The organism is uncultured Paraglaciecola sp. (genome assembly GCF_937123705.1).
Taxonomy (GTDB): domain Bacteria; phylum Pseudomonadota; class Gammaproteobacteria; order Enterobacterales; family Alteromonadaceae; genus Paraglaciecola.
Window position 1 is genome coordinate 113,610 of sequence record NZ_CAKZKO010000056.1, and the last position, 17,732, is coordinate 131,341.

General features: G+C 40.9%; 17 protein-coding genes. 8 read left to right on the top strand and 9 right to left on the bottom strand.

Annotated features, from left to right (window positions below; genetic code table 11):
• Positions 1-17 precede the first annotated feature (17 nt).
• The 3 genes from Q0688_RS09820 to malQ all read right to left on the bottom strand — a co-directional run bounded on the left by Q0688_RS09820 (position 18) and on the right by malQ (position 4,189).
• A complete protein-coding gene (locus tag Q0688_RS09820; RefSeq protein WP_299075358.1) occupies positions 18-551 on the bottom strand; it encodes a redoxin family protein in 534 nt (177 codons plus the stop codon).
• Between the two features lie 75 nt (positions 552-626).
• Positions 627-2,084 carry a glyceraldehyde-3-phosphate dehydrogenase gene (locus Q0688_RS09825; RefSeq protein ID WP_299075361.1) on the bottom strand — a complete coding sequence of 486 codons (1,458 nt, stop codon included), beginning with the start codon at positions 2,082-2,084 and terminating at the stop codon, positions 627-629.
• Between the two features lie 284 nt (positions 2,085-2,368).
• Positions 2,369-4,189: a 4-alpha-glucanotransferase gene (malQ, locus tag Q0688_RS09830; RefSeq protein ID WP_299075364.1), complete on the bottom strand. Its 1,821-nt coding sequence runs from the start codon at positions 4,187-4,189 to the stop codon at positions 2,369-2,371.
• A gap of 330 nt (positions 4,190-4,519) precedes the next feature.
• Here malQ and gap point away from each other — a divergent pair, with 330 nt between their 5' ends.
• A complete protein-coding gene (gap, locus tag Q0688_RS09835) occupies positions 4,520-5,515 on the top strand; it encodes a type I glyceraldehyde-3-phosphate dehydrogenase (protein ID WP_299075367.1) in 996 nt (331 codons plus the stop codon).
• An 81-nt stretch (positions 5,516-5,596) separates the two neighbouring features.
• Entirely contained in the window at positions 5,597-6,436 is an 840-nt protein-coding gene (locus Q0688_RS09840) for a D-hexose-6-phosphate mutarotase (RefSeq protein WP_299075370.1), read from the top strand.
• A gap of 83 nt (positions 6,437-6,519) precedes the next feature.
• Here the strand turns inward: Q0688_RS09840 and Q0688_RS09845 are convergent, their stop codons facing one another.
• Positions 6,520-7,293: a PEP-CTERM sorting domain-containing protein gene (locus tag Q0688_RS09845; protein WP_299075373.1), complete on the bottom strand. Its 774-nt coding sequence runs from the start codon at positions 7,291-7,293 to the stop codon at positions 6,520-6,522.
• A gap of 305 nt (positions 7,294-7,598) precedes the next feature.
• Between Q0688_RS09845 and Q0688_RS09850 the strand changes: the two genes are divergently transcribed.
• From Q0688_RS09850 to Q0688_RS09865, 4 genes are all read left to right on the top strand, one after another.
• Positions 7,599-8,300 (top strand): spondin domain-containing protein, encoded by a 702-nt coding sequence (locus Q0688_RS09850; RefSeq protein ID WP_299075376.1) that lies wholly within the window; start codon positions 7,599-7,601, stop codon positions 8,298-8,300.
• A gap of 10 nt (positions 8,301-8,310) precedes the next feature.
• Entirely contained in the window at positions 8,311-9,048 is a 738-nt protein-coding gene (locus Q0688_RS09855) for a spondin domain-containing protein (protein WP_299075379.1), read from the top strand.
• Between the two features lie 163 nt (positions 9,049-9,211).
• Positions 9,212-9,937, top strand: coding sequence for a response regulator transcription factor (locus tag Q0688_RS09860; RefSeq protein ID WP_299075382.1), 726 nt, complete (start codon positions 9,212-9,214; stop codon positions 9,935-9,937).
• A gap of 12 nt (positions 9,938-9,949) precedes the next feature.
• The gene (locus Q0688_RS09865; protein ID WP_299075385.1) at positions 9,950-11,443 is read left to right on the top strand and encodes a HAMP domain-containing sensor histidine kinase; all 1,494 of its coding nucleotides are present in this window, start codon (positions 9,950-9,952) and stop codon (positions 11,441-11,443) included.
• 586 nt (positions 11,444-12,029) lie between these two features.
• Here Q0688_RS09865 and Q0688_RS09870 read toward each other — a convergent pair.
• Entirely contained in the window at positions 12,030-12,389 is a 360-nt protein-coding gene (locus tag Q0688_RS09870) for a hypothetical protein (RefSeq protein WP_299075388.1), read from the bottom strand.
• A gap of 180 nt (positions 12,390-12,569) precedes the next feature.
• Here Q0688_RS09870 and Q0688_RS09875 point away from each other — a divergent pair, with 180 nt between their 5' ends.
• Together Q0688_RS09875 and Q0688_RS09880 are read left to right on the top strand one after the other, a co-directional pair.
• Complete coding sequence (locus tag Q0688_RS09875) at positions 12,570-12,839, top strand: type II toxin-antitoxin system RelB/DinJ family antitoxin (RefSeq protein WP_299075391.1); 270 nt, start codon at positions 12,570-12,572, stop codon at positions 12,837-12,839.
• Positions 12,840-13,112 (top strand): type II toxin-antitoxin system YafQ family toxin, encoded by a 273-nt coding sequence (locus Q0688_RS09880; RefSeq protein WP_299075394.1) that lies wholly within the window; start codon positions 12,840-12,842, stop codon positions 13,110-13,112. It begins immediately after the preceding gene.
• 12 nt (positions 13,113-13,124) lie between these two features.
• Here the strand turns inward: Q0688_RS09880 and Q0688_RS09885 are convergent, their stop codons facing one another.
• From Q0688_RS09885 to pnp, 4 genes are all read right to left on the bottom strand, one after another.
• Positions 13,125-14,189, bottom strand: coding sequence for a hypothetical protein (locus Q0688_RS09885; RefSeq protein WP_299075398.1), 1,065 nt, complete (start codon positions 14,187-14,189; stop codon positions 13,125-13,127).
• A gap of 84 nt (positions 14,190-14,273) precedes the next feature.
• The gene (locus tag Q0688_RS09890; RefSeq protein ID WP_299075401.1) at positions 14,274-14,705 is read right to left on the bottom strand and encodes a hypothetical protein; all 432 of its coding nucleotides are present in this window, start codon (positions 14,703-14,705) and stop codon (positions 14,274-14,276) included.
• 414 nt (positions 14,706-15,119) lie between these two features.
• Positions 15,120-15,500 carry a DUF4389 domain-containing protein gene (locus Q0688_RS09895; RefSeq protein ID WP_299075404.1) on the bottom strand — a complete coding sequence of 127 codons (381 nt, stop codon included), beginning with the start codon at positions 15,498-15,500 and terminating at the stop codon, positions 15,120-15,122.
• A gap of 252 nt (positions 15,501-15,752) precedes the next feature.
• Positions 15,753-17,732: polyribonucleotide nucleotidyltransferase (pnp, locus tag Q0688_RS09900; protein WP_299075407.1), on the bottom strand; the 1,980-nt coding region annotated here is incomplete at its 5' end.

Consider the following 17,732-nt stretch of genomic DNA (forward strand, 5'->3'; position numbering starts at 1 on the left):
GGACTATGTAGCAATACTTATCCTGAAAAAACCTGCCTTAGTTTTAAACCCAAGGCCGTGGAATAACCGTAAGATTTGGCCAGCACTTTATGATTACCATCCAAAATGTAATAAGTGGGGTACCCTTGAATATTAAATTGCTGCTTTAATCCTGCATGTCCTAACAAAACTTGGCTCGTAATATTATGTTTATCCGCAAAACTTTGTACCGCTTGTACATCTGCATAATCCAGCGCCACCCGCACAACATTGACTTTTTCTGGATCTAAATACTCTAAATTTCCGATACTTAAGGAGCAGACAGTGCACCAAGGGGCAAAAAAATAAATCAGCGTAGGTTTGCCTGGTGTTAATAATGGCTTAGTTTCACCATCTAGTGCCACCAGTCTTTGTTGTTTCACCAAAACGTGGCTGTTCAAAGCAAGTAAATTACGAGATTGCCATGCATCAATGGCAAAAAACACGCCGCAGATTAGCACCACATCCCTAAGCAAAATACGCCATTTAAGCGGCCTAATTTTGTTAGCTATGCTAGATAGAAATTCACTCACTGGTTTGCTTCCAATAAAAACCCGCCTAAGCGGGAATTTAAATCAGTTTTTTGGTTAATGACCCAATGTTATCACCTATTTAGGCATATCCATTGGCAAACTTGGGTAAACCAAATCGGCCATATGTTGCAATACTTTCATGACTTGGCAACTGTAACCAAATTCATTGTCGTACCACACATACAAAGTGGCTCGGCTACCAGACACAATAGTGGCCTGAGAGTCTACAACCGACGGCGCTCTGGTGCCGACTAAATCAGTCGATACTATCTCTTTCGATGCGGTAAAATTAATTTGCTGTTGCAAAGGCGAAAATAACGCGATGTCTCGCAAATATTCATTTACCGCGGCTTTATCAGTCGACTCGCCTAGATGTAAATTCAAGATCGCTAAAGATACATTCGGGGTAGGTACACGAATAGAGCTACCTGTTAGTTTACCTTCCAAAATAGGATAGGCTTTGGCCACAGCTGTTGCAGCTCCGGTTTCGGTGATCACCATATTCAGTGGCGCACTGCGACCACGGCGGTCACCTTTATGAAAATTATCAATGAGATTTTGATCATTAGTGTATGAATGCACGGTTTCAACGTGGCCACTTTCAATCGCGTATTTTTCATCCAATGCTTTCAGCACGGGTGTAATGGCGTTGGTAGTACAGCTGGCGGCAGATAAAATGGTATCGGTTGAGGCGATATCTTGATCATTTACGCCATACACAATATTTTTTATATTGCCTTTGCCGGGCGCCGTTAATAATACTTTTTTCACGCCTTTAGATTGTAAATGTTGGCCTAAGCCAGCTTCGTCACGCCACATGCCAGTGTTGTCCACCACAACCGCATCTTTAATCCCGTATTGGGTATAGTCGACTTCGGTTGGGCCATTGGCATAAATCACTTGAATATAAGAGCCATTGGCTTTAATGGCATTACGCTCTTCATCTATGGTGATACTGCCATTAAACGGCCCATGTACCGAATCACGTCTTAGCAGGCTGGCGCGTTTTTCTAAGTCGCCTTCTTTACCACCGCGCACCACTATGGCTTTTAGGCGTAGTTTGTTGTTGGTGCCTTGTCGTTCAATTAACAATCTGGCTAGCAATCGCCCTATTCGACCAAATCCATACAACACCACATCTTGGGGTTGTTGCTGGTCTCGCACATTGACTATGTCTTTTAATTGCTCAGATAAATATTCTTCAATAGAAAGGTTGGAGAATGCCGAGTCATAATGATAACCGTAAGCTAATTTGCCTAGATCAATATGCGCAGGTGCCAATTCCATTTTATTGATTGCTTCAAGCAATGGCCAACTTTCTCTAAGGCGTAATTTCTGCTTTTCTTTGAGCCTAACTGTGCGATGGGCTTTAATAATTTCGATGGCACTGGCACCTAGTAACGGCCGACCATACACTGATATTTCAATAGCTCGATTACGATACAATTTACCTAGAATGGGTTGCATTTGTTCAGCAAACTCTTGCCTTTCTTGCCAACTTCCTAATAGTTCCTGCTCTAACTGCTGATTCATACATGCCCGTCCAATTTCTGAGAGTAATACCAAATTGGCGGGCATTCTAATCAAGGACGCAGCAAGAACCAAATTGTTTAAAAATTACGATTTTCATAAGAAACGATAATTAAAATGATATTTTTAGGTAATTAATTACCAAATCAAAATACAGACAAAAAGAAAGCTTCATTGAGTGACAGTTTTTGCAAGATCTCCCCGAGAAATACACAAGATTAGGCAGGTTTGTGAAATTAACTTTCACAAAAAAATCTCTATTAATCATTTTTAAGCGAGCTATGTGTTCAATTTTCAAAAAAAGTATCTGATACTTGCTCTTTGGGATAGGAACCTAACTCTACACCCAAATCCTGTTCATCACACTGCCATAATCGCTTTCGGTAAGATGTGATGTCATTAGCTAAGACCGAACTTGATTGCGTAGAATCTGCTTCCCCATGGACATTTCGGTGTGAAATCACCCCATAGTCCGACAGTTTCTTTCTTAGATCCATAGGTATAGTGCTTACATCTTCTGCCATCACAACACATTGATGTCTATGGCTCTGCAGTGCCAAGATAGCCAACAAATCATCTAGCGGGTAATACAGGTAAGCACCTTCTTTAGCGTAATCATCTTTGGGCATCCACCATAATTTCAATAACGACATCACATGATCGATTCTTAGCGCTCCAGTATCGCCCATAATGGTATCTAGCATGTCGATAAACGGCTGATATTGCTGTTGGTAGAGTTTTTCTGGATCCATAGGCGCGGTTTTCCAATTGTTTCCTAAGGGTGTTAGTTCATCTGGCGGTGCGCCTATACTCGCGTCGCAGCAATATAATGTATCATTGCCCCACAACTCAGCCCTACCATCACTGACTCCTACCGCAACATTACGGTACAAACCAATTAACATATCATTGCTTTTGGCAATTTGATTAACCTGTTCTAGCTGTGATGCACCTTGCCATTGCAACCACAGAAAAAATCTCACTCGTTGGACATGCTCTGTTGCGAAAGTTTTCACAGCAGGATTGTTAACATCTGATAGTTCCTTGGGAAACTCAAATATCCCCTCAGACGACTCCTGTTGTGCCAGCAGACTCTCTTGTATAGTTTGATATAACGCGAAGTATTGTAAACTACTGCCACCATCTGCAACAAAGGACGTAAACTCAGTGTTTGACGTCAGATAGTGACTGTTTTGATATTCGAAAATAAACTCGAGCACCCTTAATTTGAGCGCCGATACTCGCTCATAATCCGTTACGTCCGCTGTCCGAGCTTCTTGTAAATTAAGTTGAAAGGCACTGTCATTGACTATGCCTTGAGTACTGGCATGTTGATAACCATCAAGCATTGTTTCATCGATATAAATAGAGTTTAACCAGCGACGCGAATAAGGAGCAAAAGGGCTGCAATCATTAGGCTGTGCCGAAACCAATGCATGATCAGCACTAAATCCAACAAATTGCGCACCTTGTTTCGCTAATTTTTCAGTAAGTAATCCTAAATCTGTAAAAGTTCCCACTCCCCAATTGTCTTCACTGTCGATGCAATTCAAAGGCGCGGTGATGCCCCAGACTTTCTCACCTCTAGTTAACGCCTTAGACCTAAAGCAACTAGGTGGCGCCAAAATAATTTTCATGCTCCCCAATACATCCTGATCAATAACTAATGAGAGCGAGTGATAACCCAATGGAAGTTCTATTGGAATATCAATGATGTACTCTTGAAATTCCATATCTTCAATATGCACCACATTTGTTAGTTGACCTTCAATAGGTACAAATTGATGTGAGAGAACGCCATCTTGTTGAGTATCAATCTGAGCGATATATTCATCAGTCACCAGTTCAATAGGTAGACGCACAACCACTTGAAAGGGGTCTTCAATACGTAAAACTTGTACAGGATTTAACACCGACAACCATGCATTGTTGCTATTGTCTTGAACTTGTTTGAGCAACAAATCGGGATCATGCATCTGGTACCCCATTGTAGCCAGTAACTTCCTTTTTGTTTCTGGCGTGATGGTCATAGATGTGCCCCAAGCGTCCTTGTAACTTGATTCAATTCCACGATATTCCGCTAACTGGTCGAGCAACGAAGATGTCATTAAGTGTCATTCCTATGGGATATATGAGTTGAAATATTCAGGAAGCAAACCAATCTATATTGATGATTACCTACCTGTTGTGGGGCAATTATATCTTGCTGTCTTAGTGCCGACTAGCGCGGCTTACGTTTTCAGACAAGAAAGTGAAAACCTTGCAGAAGTGTTTGCAAATCCAATTCCCGACAAAAAATGTAATTTAATAACAAACCTCAGCTAATATTTTGCCTTATTCAGCTATCTAGGTCATAATTCTGTAATTATATTTCACAAGGGTGTGACCACCTTTCGTATTAGGCATGTGAACAGTTAGTTTGCTTTGGGGATTTATTTATGACAATAAAAGTAGGTATCAATGGCTTCGGCCGCATCGGTCGATTTGTATTTCGTGCAGCATGTGAACGTAACGACATAGAAGTGGTGGGTATTAACGATCTACTCGATGCAGACTATATGGCTTACATGCTGAAATATGATTCTACCCATGGCAAATTTAACGGATCGGTTGAAGTTGTTAATGGCCAGTTAGTTGTAAACGGTAAAACTGTTCGCGTAACCTCTGAGCGCAACCCAGCCGACTTGGCCTGGGACGCAATAGGCGCAGAAGTAGTAATTGAAGCGACTGGGCTGTTTTTGACTGACGAGACTGCACGAAAACACATAACAGCAGGTGCAAAGAAAGTCGTGCTTTCAGCGCCATCTAAAGATACAACTCCCATGTTTGTAATAGGTGTTAACCAACAAGAATACGCGGGACAAGACATTGTATCCAATGCATCCTGTACCACTAACTGCCTGGCACCGTTAGCGAAAGTATTAAACGACAACTTCGGCATTGTTGATGGTTTAATGACAACAGTACATGCCACCACCGCCACCCAAAAAACTGTTGATGGACCTTCTGCAAAGGATTGGCGTGGTGGGCGCGGCGCTTCTCAAAACATTATCCCATCTTCAACAGGTGCCGCTAAAGCGGTAGGTAAAGTTATTCCCGAATTAAACGGTAAATTAACCGGTATGGCATTTCGTGTGCCTACCGCTAACGTATCAGTAGTTGATTTAACCGTTAACCTAGCCAAACCTGCGACCTATGAGCAAATCTGTACTGCCATGAAAATCGCTGCTGAAGGCGAAATGCAAGGCGTATTGGGGTATACCGAAGATGCAGTGGTATCTCAAGATTTTATCGGCGATGTCCGCACCTCTGTATTCGATGCGACTGCCGGTATTGCCTTAACCGATACCTTTGTAAAATTGGTGTCTTGGTATGATAATGAAATCGGTTACTCAAACAAAGTATTAGATTTAGTGGCTCATATAAGTCAATAACACCTTCAAATCAATGTGTTAAAAAGGCGGTTAGAGCTTCAATACTTTTCCGCCTTTTTTGATTTTTGAGAGATAATATAAATGCATCTAACTGACTCTACCTCGATAATCACTCGAGACAAAGTGCAAATATTGCTGGTTGAAAACTCATTTGCTAAAACAGAAATCTCGTTATTTGGAGCACAGGTTTTAAGTTTTATTCCAAAACATGATAACCGCGACCGGTTATGGGTCAGTCAACGGGCTATATTTGATGGTAAAAAGCCGATCCGTGGTGGTATCCCCATTTGTTGGCCATGGTTTGGCGCACATTCAAACCAGGCAGATGTCGCGGCACACGGCTATGTACGCACCCAAATATGGAAAATTCAACTGACAGAAGAAACCGCTTCCGGAACAACTATCACCTTTATGCCCAAAACAAGTGCAGGTCAAGGATTTACAGGCAAAGCACAACTCACCCTAATTGTTCATGTTGGAAAACAGCTTAGTGTACAACTACACACTTCTAACCTAGGTGAAACTTCATTTAGTTTTAATTGCGCACTTCACAGCTACTTTGCAATTTCTGATATCAATGAAACTAAATTATTGGGGTTGTCTGGGCAATATCTAGATAAAACGAGGCACAATAAAGTATTTGAAACGCCCCACCCCTACCAGTTTAACGAAGAAATCGATAGAGTCCACCTTCATAAACCAGAACGACTTACCATTAACCATGGGCATATCAAAACTCAAATATTCTCATCGGGACACGATAGCGTAGTGATTTGGAATCCATGGTTAGACAAATCAACCACAATGGAAGATATGCTAGAGCAAAGTTATCTAACTATGTTATGCGTTGAAACCGCAGTTACTCAAGGGCAAATAGTCTTACCAAGAGCGACCCATATTCTTGAACAAACAATCGACTAAAAATAAATCAAAACAAAAAGTAAAAAGCCCAAACCTTGGTGATTTGGGCTTTTTATTGACAAGCATCGATAAATCGAAACTATTTACTTACTTTTTCTAAGTAACCTTAATCCCAGTAATGTGGGAACAAGTAAAAGTAATGTTGACGGCTCTGGGATCCCAGTCACATCAATATCATCAACTCCACCAAAACGAATATTATCAATAGCAAATCCAGCAGGCTCAGCGCCTACCAAATCAAGAAATACTCCGGCAATAGAGGCAGTTTGATCGTCGGTTACAAGTCCTAAAAATTCTATGCCTGTTACAGTATTAGCAACAGAACCAATTAGGCTGCCATCTCTAGCAAAAGCAGTAATAGCCGTTGATCCAATAGCATCAAAAAAGCCACCATCAAAACCTACCCCAAACTGATCAGAACTAAACAGTATTGCAATCCCACCATTATATTCTGGAGTACCGCTTAAAACAGGACTCGTTGGATTGGCACCATCAGTCGTAATAAAAGTATCTGTCGAACTTGCATCTAAGCCTAAAGCTCCTGTGGGAGAGCCAACAATACATGCAGATGCTGCTGCACCAGGACAATCAATTGCAGCGTTTAAACTTAACATTTGCCCATTAAACCAACCAGCAAAACTTACATCAGGATCACTAATATCCCCAGAATAGTCTGTTGGTGTATAGAATGGATTAACAGTATTAACAGCAAATTCTGAGAATGTAATTTGCCCTGCGCCGGCATTAAAATCAGTATCAGATACTTTTAAAATACCTGCTGCGGCGATATTAACTATCATCATGGAAGATACCACTATGGAAGATAGTAATAATTTATTCGTAAACTTGGTTTTCATAATATAAAACTCCTATTTTATTTTAGCCTTAATGTTGAAGTGATTGTTGGAACTTCAGGGGTATCCATACAACTAGGCCAACACAAGCAATTTTAATACCAATGTTAATTTATTGTTATTTTTCAGTACATTACTTTTTTAGTGGTTTAATTTTTATACAACTTGTAAAAATAGTTGACATTTATATTCATTCTCAAAAATTCTATTCCTTGATAAAATCGTATGAATTCCGTGATACTTTCGGGACATCTTCCGCTCACAATTTCTTTCGTTACTTAAATAAACCTAAAAACGAAGGAAATACCATGAAGAAATTATATACACTTTTTAGCCTTGGGTTAGTCGCTATAGCTGCTCATCAAGCAATGGCTGCTGATTTAACTATTGAAGTGCAAAACCTAACACAAGGCATATATTTCACCCCAGTAGGCGTAGTCGCGCATTCGCCTGATGCTAGTCTTTTTGAAGTAGGAGAAGCCGCTTCTCCAGAAATTCAAGCTATGGCTGAAGGTGGCTCGCTTGCTGGCATTACCACTATTGCCGACTCTGTTGGTGCGGATATGTTAGCTGAATCTGCAGCTGGACCTTTAGGGCCAACTAAGTCAGTTTCTGGCAACCTTATGACAGCTGATGGCAACACCGTTTTGTCTGTGGTTGCCATGGTGTTACCTTCGAATGATGGGTTTGTAGGCCTCGATAACTGGACTATTCCTACTGAAGCTGGCACTTATACCGTTTATCTCAATGCCTATGATGCAGGAACCGAAGCAAACGACGAAATTGTGGGTGGTGGCGCGCCTGGCACGCCTGGTTTCCCACCAGCCCCCTTTCTGACTGATTTAGGATCTGGAGGTAGCGGCATTACCAATTCTGAAGCCAACACCACTGTGCATATTCACCCCGGCAACATTGGTGACGACTCAGCAACAGACGGTGCAAGTGATGTGAAAAACAGCGTACATCGTTGGTTGAATCCGGTAGCTAAAGTAACAGTAACGGTAAACTAAGGAGGCTGTTATGTTTACATCAATCAAAACCAAAAAGCTTCAAATATCTGCGGCCTTGCTACTGGCCCTTGGCCTCAGTGCTTGTGGCGAAGATGAAGTGGAAGTCATCAGAGAAGTTGAGGTGATTGTAGAAGTACCGGCAGAAATACCCGACCCTGTTGATTACAGTTACGAGGTCACTGTTACCAACTTAACTAATTCTCAACCATTATCTCCTGTCGCAGTAGTACTTCACGCTTCGGGAAAACTATGGACTATTGGTGGCGTCCCCTCAGTTGAATTAGAAAAAATAGCTGAAGGTGGTGACAACTCTGGGCTATTAAATTTGGGCATGGCTTCCGCATCGGGTATGGGAATTATTGGCCCGGGTGGCAACGAAACGGTGTCGGTCACCATTCAAGATGTTATGGATGCAAAGTTAACTGTCGCCACTATGTTAGTGAATACAAATGATGCGTTTAGTGGACTCAATGCCTTTGACCTAAGTCAATTGGCAGTGGGAGAAAGCTGGTCAGAAAACGTAGGTGTGTATGACTCTGGATCAGAAGTGAATTCTGAAGCCGTTGGTACCATGCCTGGCCCTGCAGATGGCGGCGAAGGTTTTAACGCCATGCGCAACGACACCGGATATGTATCTATGCACCCAGGGTTGGTCACTAATGATGATGGATTAAACGCCTCTGTGTTGACTGTTGAGCACAAGTTTGACAATCCTGCGGTTCGAATCAAGGTCACGCGAACTGAATAAATATCCATTTAATTCAATACGTTAAACAGAAATCATAAAAGACAAAGACCATCTTACAGCGGTTTCTGTGACATCTTTTGAAATAGTATGGCAAGTAAGGCGTTCTTTGTAATACGAAGAGCGCCTTTTAGTTAATAAAAATACCCCAAATGGAGTCATGTGAATGTCAGATAATGTATTAATCGTTGAAGATGATCATGATATAGCCAACCTAATTCGGGTTAATTTACTTGAGCTAGGTGTTGAGACCGAACATCAAGACAATGGCGACCAAGCATTGCAACAGGCCCTAACTAAGCCATATTCGCTGCTGTTGCTTGATGTGATGTTACCCGGTACTAATGGTTTAGATATTTGCCGACAAGTGCGCGAACAAAAACCAGAACAAGCTATCATAATGCTGACGGCAAAAAGCTCAGAAATCGACAGAGTGTTGGGGTTAGAGTTGGGTGCCGACGACTACATGACTAAACCTTTCAGTGTGCGAGAATTACAAGCCCGTGTGCGCTCCCAATTGCGAAAAGCTCATTTAATTCAACAAAGTAGTGTAAATAATACGGAAGTTGCAGGTAAACCTTTAGTCATTGGCAACTTGAGTATCGACCAGAAAAATCATCAAGCAATATTTAACAAGCTTTTATTAGAACTTACCGCCACAGAATTTGAATTATTACACCATTTAGCCAGTCACCCTCACCAAGTATTTAGTCGTAATCAATTATTGGAATCGGTTTGGGGATATAACCACAGCGGTTATGAGCACACAGTGAATTCACACATCAACCGACTGCGCGCAAAAATAGAACAAGACGCCACCTCACCACAAATTGTGCAAACCGTTTGGGGCGTAGGCTATAAATTTAACCCTCATGGGGTTGAGGCTGCTTAGGAATTATTAGATATGAAATTACGATTCTATCAACGCTTAGCTTTGTCTCTTGTGGTGGTATTTATGTTGGTGTTGGCGGTATTTTTTTGGGCAACTGGAGAATTACAATCGCAAACCAAACTCGAAGCCGAACAAAAACTACACCTTAATTTGGCCACCCATTTAGTAGACGACAATCCACTGTTAAAAGAAGGCGTGTATGACTACAAGGCCCTTAAAAACCTGTTTCATATGTTAATGATCCTAGGACCCAATTTTGAGTTCTACTACTTAGATGCCACAGGCAAAATCCTCACCTACTCCGCCGAAAAAGGCAAAGTGAAACGCGAAAGCGTGACCTTACAGCCACTATTAAATGTGATTGAAGGTAACCATGCATTCCCAGTTGTAGGTGACGACCCAAGGAATATAGGTAAACAAAAAATATTTTCCGCCGCACCGGTGTACAACGGCGAGCAGCTGCAAGGGTATCTATACGTCATCATAGGTGGTGAAGCCTATGACTCAATATTAGCGGAATTACAAAACAGTCAAAACTTACAAGAGTTTGCGTTGTTTATAGTGGCAGGATTAGTGATCCTTTTGGTGGCCCTACTAGGGCTGTTTAGATTTATTACCGCACCACTTAGGCGCTTAAGCAATGATATGCAAACCATCAAATCAGCGGATTTCCATCGGGGCAATACCACACAAAACACCTCTAAATGGGATAAAAACAGTAGCAACGAAGTGCATATTTTAGGTCACACTTTTACCGAAATGCTAAGCCATATCGACAATCAGTTTGAACAGCTACAACAAATTGATAGCAAAAGGCGCATTTTATTGGCGGACTTATCCCATGATTTACGGACGCCCTTAGCTAATTTACAAGGCTACATCGAAACTCTTGCATTAAATGCTGATTCGTTAAGTGCTGATGATCGTAATCGTTTTGTGGATATCTCCCTTAAAAATGCCAAAAACCTTAAACACTTAGTCGATCAAATTTTTGAATTGGCATACCTAGAAGGTGGACAAGTCACCTTAAACCAAGAGTCGTTTCCCTTAGGCGAACTACTCCATGACGTGGCAGCAAAATTTGCCCTTAAAGCTAAAGACAAACACATCAGCCTTGTGGTTAATCCCGACCAATTTGGTTTTCAAGTATTTGCAGACATTGGCAAACTCGAACGGGTATTAACAAATTTACTAGAGAACGCTATTCGCCACACACCTGAAAAGGGACAAATTCAAATTAATGTATCTGAAGTAAACGACTTAGGAAAAAACAAGTTACGGGTTGATATTCGAGACTCAGGTATTGGAATTAGCGATAAAGAAATTGCCTTTATTTTTGATGCGCGCTATCAAGCCACTAACACCGAACGCGACAACTGTGTTCATGCAGGGCTGGGGCTAGCCATTAGTCGAAAACTAATGGCATTGCTTGAATCAGATCTGCAGGTCGAAAGTCAATTGGGTAAAGGCACTTGCTTTAGCTTTGAGTTGAATATGGCGAGATGATTGCCCTGCCTTAAATCTAGTTTGTTTTTAAAGCACGCTGCGCGCCATCATCCATGATGGATTTTGTCTCGAATCCCTTCGAGCCAGTTACTTTTTCTTCTACAGCGAAGAAAAAGTAACCAAAAAGACGCAGCCGCTAATAAAGTTCTTAACCGCAGAAAATGGCTAATTTTAGGGTCGCGAAATATCGTTCCCTACGGATTTCACTCAAATGGCTTCCTTGCCATTTGCCCCTAAAACAAGCCATTTCCTGCTGAAACTTTACATGCGGAACAATGTGGTGGAGCCACCAAAGTCGTTAGCTAAAGCACGTTTGGCGAACATACGTGCGAGGGTAAATCAAAAGAAAAGAGCATCGGTGCAACCTTTAACAGATTTGGTGACTCTATTAGGTTCTGCCGCCAGTAAAGTTCCAGCAATAAATATATGATGGGCAATATCAACTGGGCAAATACAACGCAAACGCCTCATAGGATGTCCTTATCTTTGAGTTAAGCTATTTACAGTTGTTGCCTATGCATTATTTAACGTTGTTCTGACCCCGATATTTCACTTGTTATGCGTGAGGCGATGCGGGAATTTGACTCTACTCACCAGTACCAACGAACCCCACCATGCGGGATATTAGGTCTCCGTCATGTTCTACAAAATACTGACCGAGCTGTACTTGTTCAGAGCCATCTGGTCCTACTCCACCGAACGCTACGGTGACACGAGTGACCCCAGCGACCGTGTCAGTTTTAATAACTTTTGCTGACCAACCTGGAGCATTTTCGCTAAACATACCTAAGTAGCTATTTATTGCTGCGATACCATTTACCGTTTCGGGTGTACGAGGGTCATCGTACTGTATTGCTTCTGTCACAGAACTATATAATTTGGCAAGTCGAGGCTCAGCTTCCTCAATTTGCCATGCCTCAAAAAATGTTGTGATGCAATCTGACATATTTCTTTCCTAATTTTGATTGACAGGGGGAGTCATACCAACGCCCAAATAACAGGCTAAAAATATTTGGCTATATTAGCGAACGAAGTGAGCCGAGCCAAACATTTTTAGTCCTAGTTGATTTGATTGTTAGGTGCAATTTGCTATAATTGTATTACTATGTATAACAAAGGATATCAAATGAAGACGGAAATGTTGAGTACACGCATTGATCATGATACCAAATTGGCTTTTACACATGTTTGTGACGAAGTTGGCTTAAGCCCTTCGCAGGCAATAAAGTTATTTGCGAAAGCAGTAATTAACTATGGTGGTATACCATTTGAATTACGCTCGAAAACTCCTAACTCTAAAACACTCGAAGCAATGCAGCAGCTAGAAGGTGGAAATGGCAAAGTCGTCAACGATGTCGAACAACTATTTAAAGAGTTGGGATCCAATAATACTTAAATGTATAAATTAGAATATTCGACCCAGTTCAAGAAGGACTTTAAGAAAATAACCAAGCTATCAATACCTGATGTGATTGAAGTTGGTCACGTTATTACGACTCTGCAACAAGGTAAATCATTAGCAGAAAAATACGTTGATCATGCACTGGCTGGAAATTGGTCAAACTATCGTGATTGCCACGTGAAACCAGACTTGGTTTTAATTTACAAGATTGAAAGTGAGACTCTTAAATTAGCTAGAATTGGCTCCCACAGCGAACTATTCCGGTAGCACCTAACAATATTAATAGCCTTCTTTAATTTCTCGAATGAGCCTAGGTGTGCTTTTGTTACTATAATTATCTTCCAACATAACCTCACCAGTCTTTCTGTTATAATAGATCGATGTATACTTTCGCTTCTCATCATCAATAATAATGTAGGCCCAATCTCTAACATCCTTTAGTTCCGCAGGCTGACCTTTTAGTGTTTTGTGTAATTCTTGCAATTCCGACGTATTCCAATGTAGCCTATCACCGAGCACTCGAAGCCTGATTCCAGTAGCTCCCGCATTTTTAAACATACCCAAAACAAACGGATGATTAAAAGCGTTTAAAAGAGTATCGCTAATTTCAAATGATTCCAACGATGCATCTATCTCATTTTGTTCGTTTATTGGAAAAATGGCATTTACGACACATGAGTTAGGACACTTACTTTTTGGAGACAATTTGGCATTCCATTCAGCTTCTTCGAAATTAACTCCATATGTTTTACCTTCTCCAGCTTGGATATCTGATACGACGAATTTCCGCTCATAGGAAGCCCTAAATGAACTGGACTCATACAACAACTTACCCTTATTGCGTGCAATTTCTTTTCTGTTAATCGTAGTCTCAGTTACGCCCTCTACCTTCCCAGATCGTAGTTTAATTTTCAGCGCAAGCGTTTCGACTATATCCCCGTTAATAATTTCGTAGTCGAAAGATCGACCCTCTAGCTCTACTACACCGTTAAAGTTGGTTACTTTATAAGGGAATCTAATTGTGGGAAATAGCTCCTGGCTATTAAGAAGCTTTTTACCGTCATTTTTTTTAACGCTACCCTCTATACCCACAAGAAACAACTGATTCTGTATAATTGCCCATGTAGCTCGATACCCTTTCCAATTTTCTGTCGAAATTGAAGAAAATTCTGGAAGTGAAGCTTCTGATAAAACACTGCCCAATGCAGGTAATGATCTAGAAAAATAGCGTGCGCCTTCATAAACCAGCAAATCTTTTTCCTGCGTTGTTGCGTAGGAAATTGCCGTAACTAGATTTGATATAAAAGCAAAAAAAAGAGTTAATAAGTACTTATTCCAATTCATAAATCAGACTCTTCAGATGGCTAACGCTTAATATAACTGGAAAATACGGAGCGGCAGCGAGTAATTTTCCAGTTGATGTTTTTGTTATGTGCCACTTGTTACTCCATCCCTTATTTTGAAAAACTGAAAACAAGAACCGACAAATATAGAAAGCCAAAAAATTGCAAAAATTATCGCGGCTGTTAAAAATATTGCTACACGATCCTCACTTGCTGCATCAGGTTTGGAAAATGCTAAAAGTACCGGAAAGGGTAACGCAGCAAGAATGGAAGCAATAATAGTAAGCAAAATTTTTGGTCTTTCTAAGTTGTTTTGGATAAATCCAATTACTGTGTGGTACAGCATAAGAAGCACCAAAATTATTGGAGCAATGAAAAATAGAAATTCATACCCCTGATTAGCTTTAGAGACAGACTTGTATAGATCAATATCAGAAATTGCAAAAAATACCACTACTAGAATGCCAGGGACGCAACTCCAAAGTGACGAAGCAAAAGCAAATCGATTACTACTCAACTAAATACAACTCCCTTGGCACATAACAATATTAATAGCCGGAAAACTTCCGTGTTTAAACACGGAAGTTTTCCGGCTTTCTACATACGTCATTTTTATCACAGCCACTAAGCCCTTGTACATATTAACTTTTTTGCCTTTTGTGATTTTGGGTTTTGTAGAAACACGGCAATTTTCCAATATCTTGCGGTTTACCGGAAGATCTACTTCAACTATATGCAAGCACAGTCGAAGTGAGGATTCTGAAAATACTTATCCATTAAGCACTTTAACTAAAACTAACCCATAGATTAAGAAAAGTTAAAAGTGAGCCAACGTCCTTGATTAAATTTACAGATAAACTCTGCTACACCAGCCAAAAAGTCTGCCCATCATGCAGTTGGCTATTATCCCAACTGCATGAAGATAGGTTTTTTAAGGTGTCTCGTCTGCTAGATTAGAAGAGCTATTCTGCTCTGTTGATTCGGCTGACTCTTCGACTACGACGTCAGTATTCTCAACATCATTTTTTGCAGTGGGCACGTCACTAGGGAAATCCTGAAATGGAAAAGGCATATCCTCGGTTTTAAAGGTCAAAAACAAGGTAATTTGATAGGTATAGGTACTTAAATTTTGGCCAAAAGGTAAAACAGATGTGTTGGTTTGCCCTTTAATTAATAATGTTAAAAACTGATAGATAGCTACCAATGTCACTAGTAATTTTGTCACGCCTGAAATTAGTGCAAACACCAGCATAAACAATCCACGTTTCCAGGTATCTACATTGCCTATACTTGACTTAGTTTGTTGGTCCATAAAATTCTCCTCGATGTAATTATGTGAATTATTAAAGTCACATTAAGCAAAGCAAATATGGAGCCAGAATTTTTACCTCATAAAATCAATGAGTTAAGAACAAAAACTTTGTGGTAACTTTTAAAAAATAGTACTTAATGCGCCTTATCGCCAAAAAGTGAGAAAAATAACCAATTAAGTTCAAGCACGAAAATAAGGTATTAAAAAAGGAAGCCGAAGCTCCCTTTTAATTACCTAAATGACTTTAGATATTTATTCATTACCTTCAGCTGGTGCTTCTGGTGCTGCTGGCTTTTCAAGCAAGTCTTTGATGCTTAAACGTACGCGGTTTTGACGGTCAATTTCAACTACCTTAACGTCTAGGATTTGACCTTCTTCTAAGTGGTCAGATACTTTGTTTACACGTTCATGAGCGATTTGAGAAATATGTACTAGGCCTTCTTTGCCCGGCAGGATTTCAACAAAAGCACCAAAATCAACGATGCGAGTGACTTTACCTGAGTAAGTTTTACCAGACTCAACTTCAGCTGTGACTTGCTCAATCTTAGCGATAGCAATTTCAGCTTTAGCGCGTTCGGTAGCAAAAATCTTCACTGTACCGTCGTCTTCGATTTCGATATTACAATCAGACTCTTCGGTGATTGCACGGATCATCGCGCCACCTTTACCGATTACGTCACGGATTTTATCTTTGTCTACTTTCAAAGTATAAATACGCGGCGCGAATTCAGACATTTCTTCACGGTGACCAGAAATCGCTTGATCCATCACGCCAAGAATATGCAAACGGGCTTCTTTAGCTTGTTTTAAAGCAACCTGCATGATTTCTTGAGTGATACCTTCGATTTTGATATCCATTTGCAGTGCAGTGATACCACCAGTCGTACCGGCTACTTTAAAGTCCATATCGCCTAAGTGATCTTCATCACCTAAGATATCTGAAAGAACTACAAAGTTTTCATCATTTTTCACTAAGCCCATAGCAATACCCGCTACAGATGCTTTGATTGGTACACCTGCATCCATCAATGCTAATGAAGTACCACAAACAGAGGCCATTGAAGACGAACCGTTTGATTCAGTGATTTCAGAAACCACACGTACTACATATGGGAATTCTTTTTCAGTTGGCATAACCGCTTGAATACCACGTTTAGCCAAACGACCATGACCGATTTCGCGGCGCTTAGGAGAACCAACAAAACCAGTTTCGCCTACACAGTAAGGAGGGAAGTTGTAATGCAACATAAAGCGGCTATCAGTTTTACCACTAAGGCCGTCAATCATTTGTGCGTCACGCTCTGTACCTAAAGTAGCAGCAACGATGGCTTGAGTTTCACCACGAGTGAACAATGCAGAACCGTGAGTACGTGGTAACAAACCAGTAGCAACATTAAGCGCACGGATCATCGCAGGGTCGCGACCATCGATACGAGGCTGACCAGCAAGAATACGTGAACGAACTACGTCACTTTCTAGTTCGTGAACCAATTCAGATACTTCTTTAGCATTTTGGTTTTCGTCGGCGGCTACTAGCTCTTCGACCGTTTTGTTGGTCAAAGCTGTGATGGCATCTTTACGCTCCATCTTGTCAGAAATTTGGTAAGCATCGGTAATACCGGCTTCTGCCAAAGCTTTCACTTTATCTTTAAGCTCAGTGTTTTCTGCTTCTGGTGCCCAATCCCACTTAGGCGTATTGACTTCAGTAGCAAATTCGCTCACGGCATTGATGACAGTTTGCATTTGCTCGTGACCGTACATAACTGCACCTAGCATCACTTCTTCAGATAAAATTTCTGCTTCAGATTCAACCATAAGAACTGCACTTTCTGTACCGGCAACCACCAAATCAAGTTGGCTTGTTTCAAGCTCAGAGTTACGTGTATTTAAAACATATTGCTCGTCGGTGTAACCAACTCGGGCTGCACCAATTGGGCCGTTAAAAGGCATACCAGAGATAGCAAGCGCAGCAGAGGTACCAATTAAAGAGATGATATCCGTTGGAATTTCAGGGTTAGCTGATACAACAGTGATGATAATTTGTACTTCATTCATAAACCCATCAGGGAATAATGGACGAATAGGACGGTCGATCAAACGTGATGTAAGGGTTTCGTACTCAGAAGGACGACCTTCACGCTTGAAAAATCCACCTGGAATTTTACCTGCAGCGTAAGTTTTTTCTTGATAGTTAACCGTCAACGGGAAAAAGTCTTGACCTGGCTTAGTATC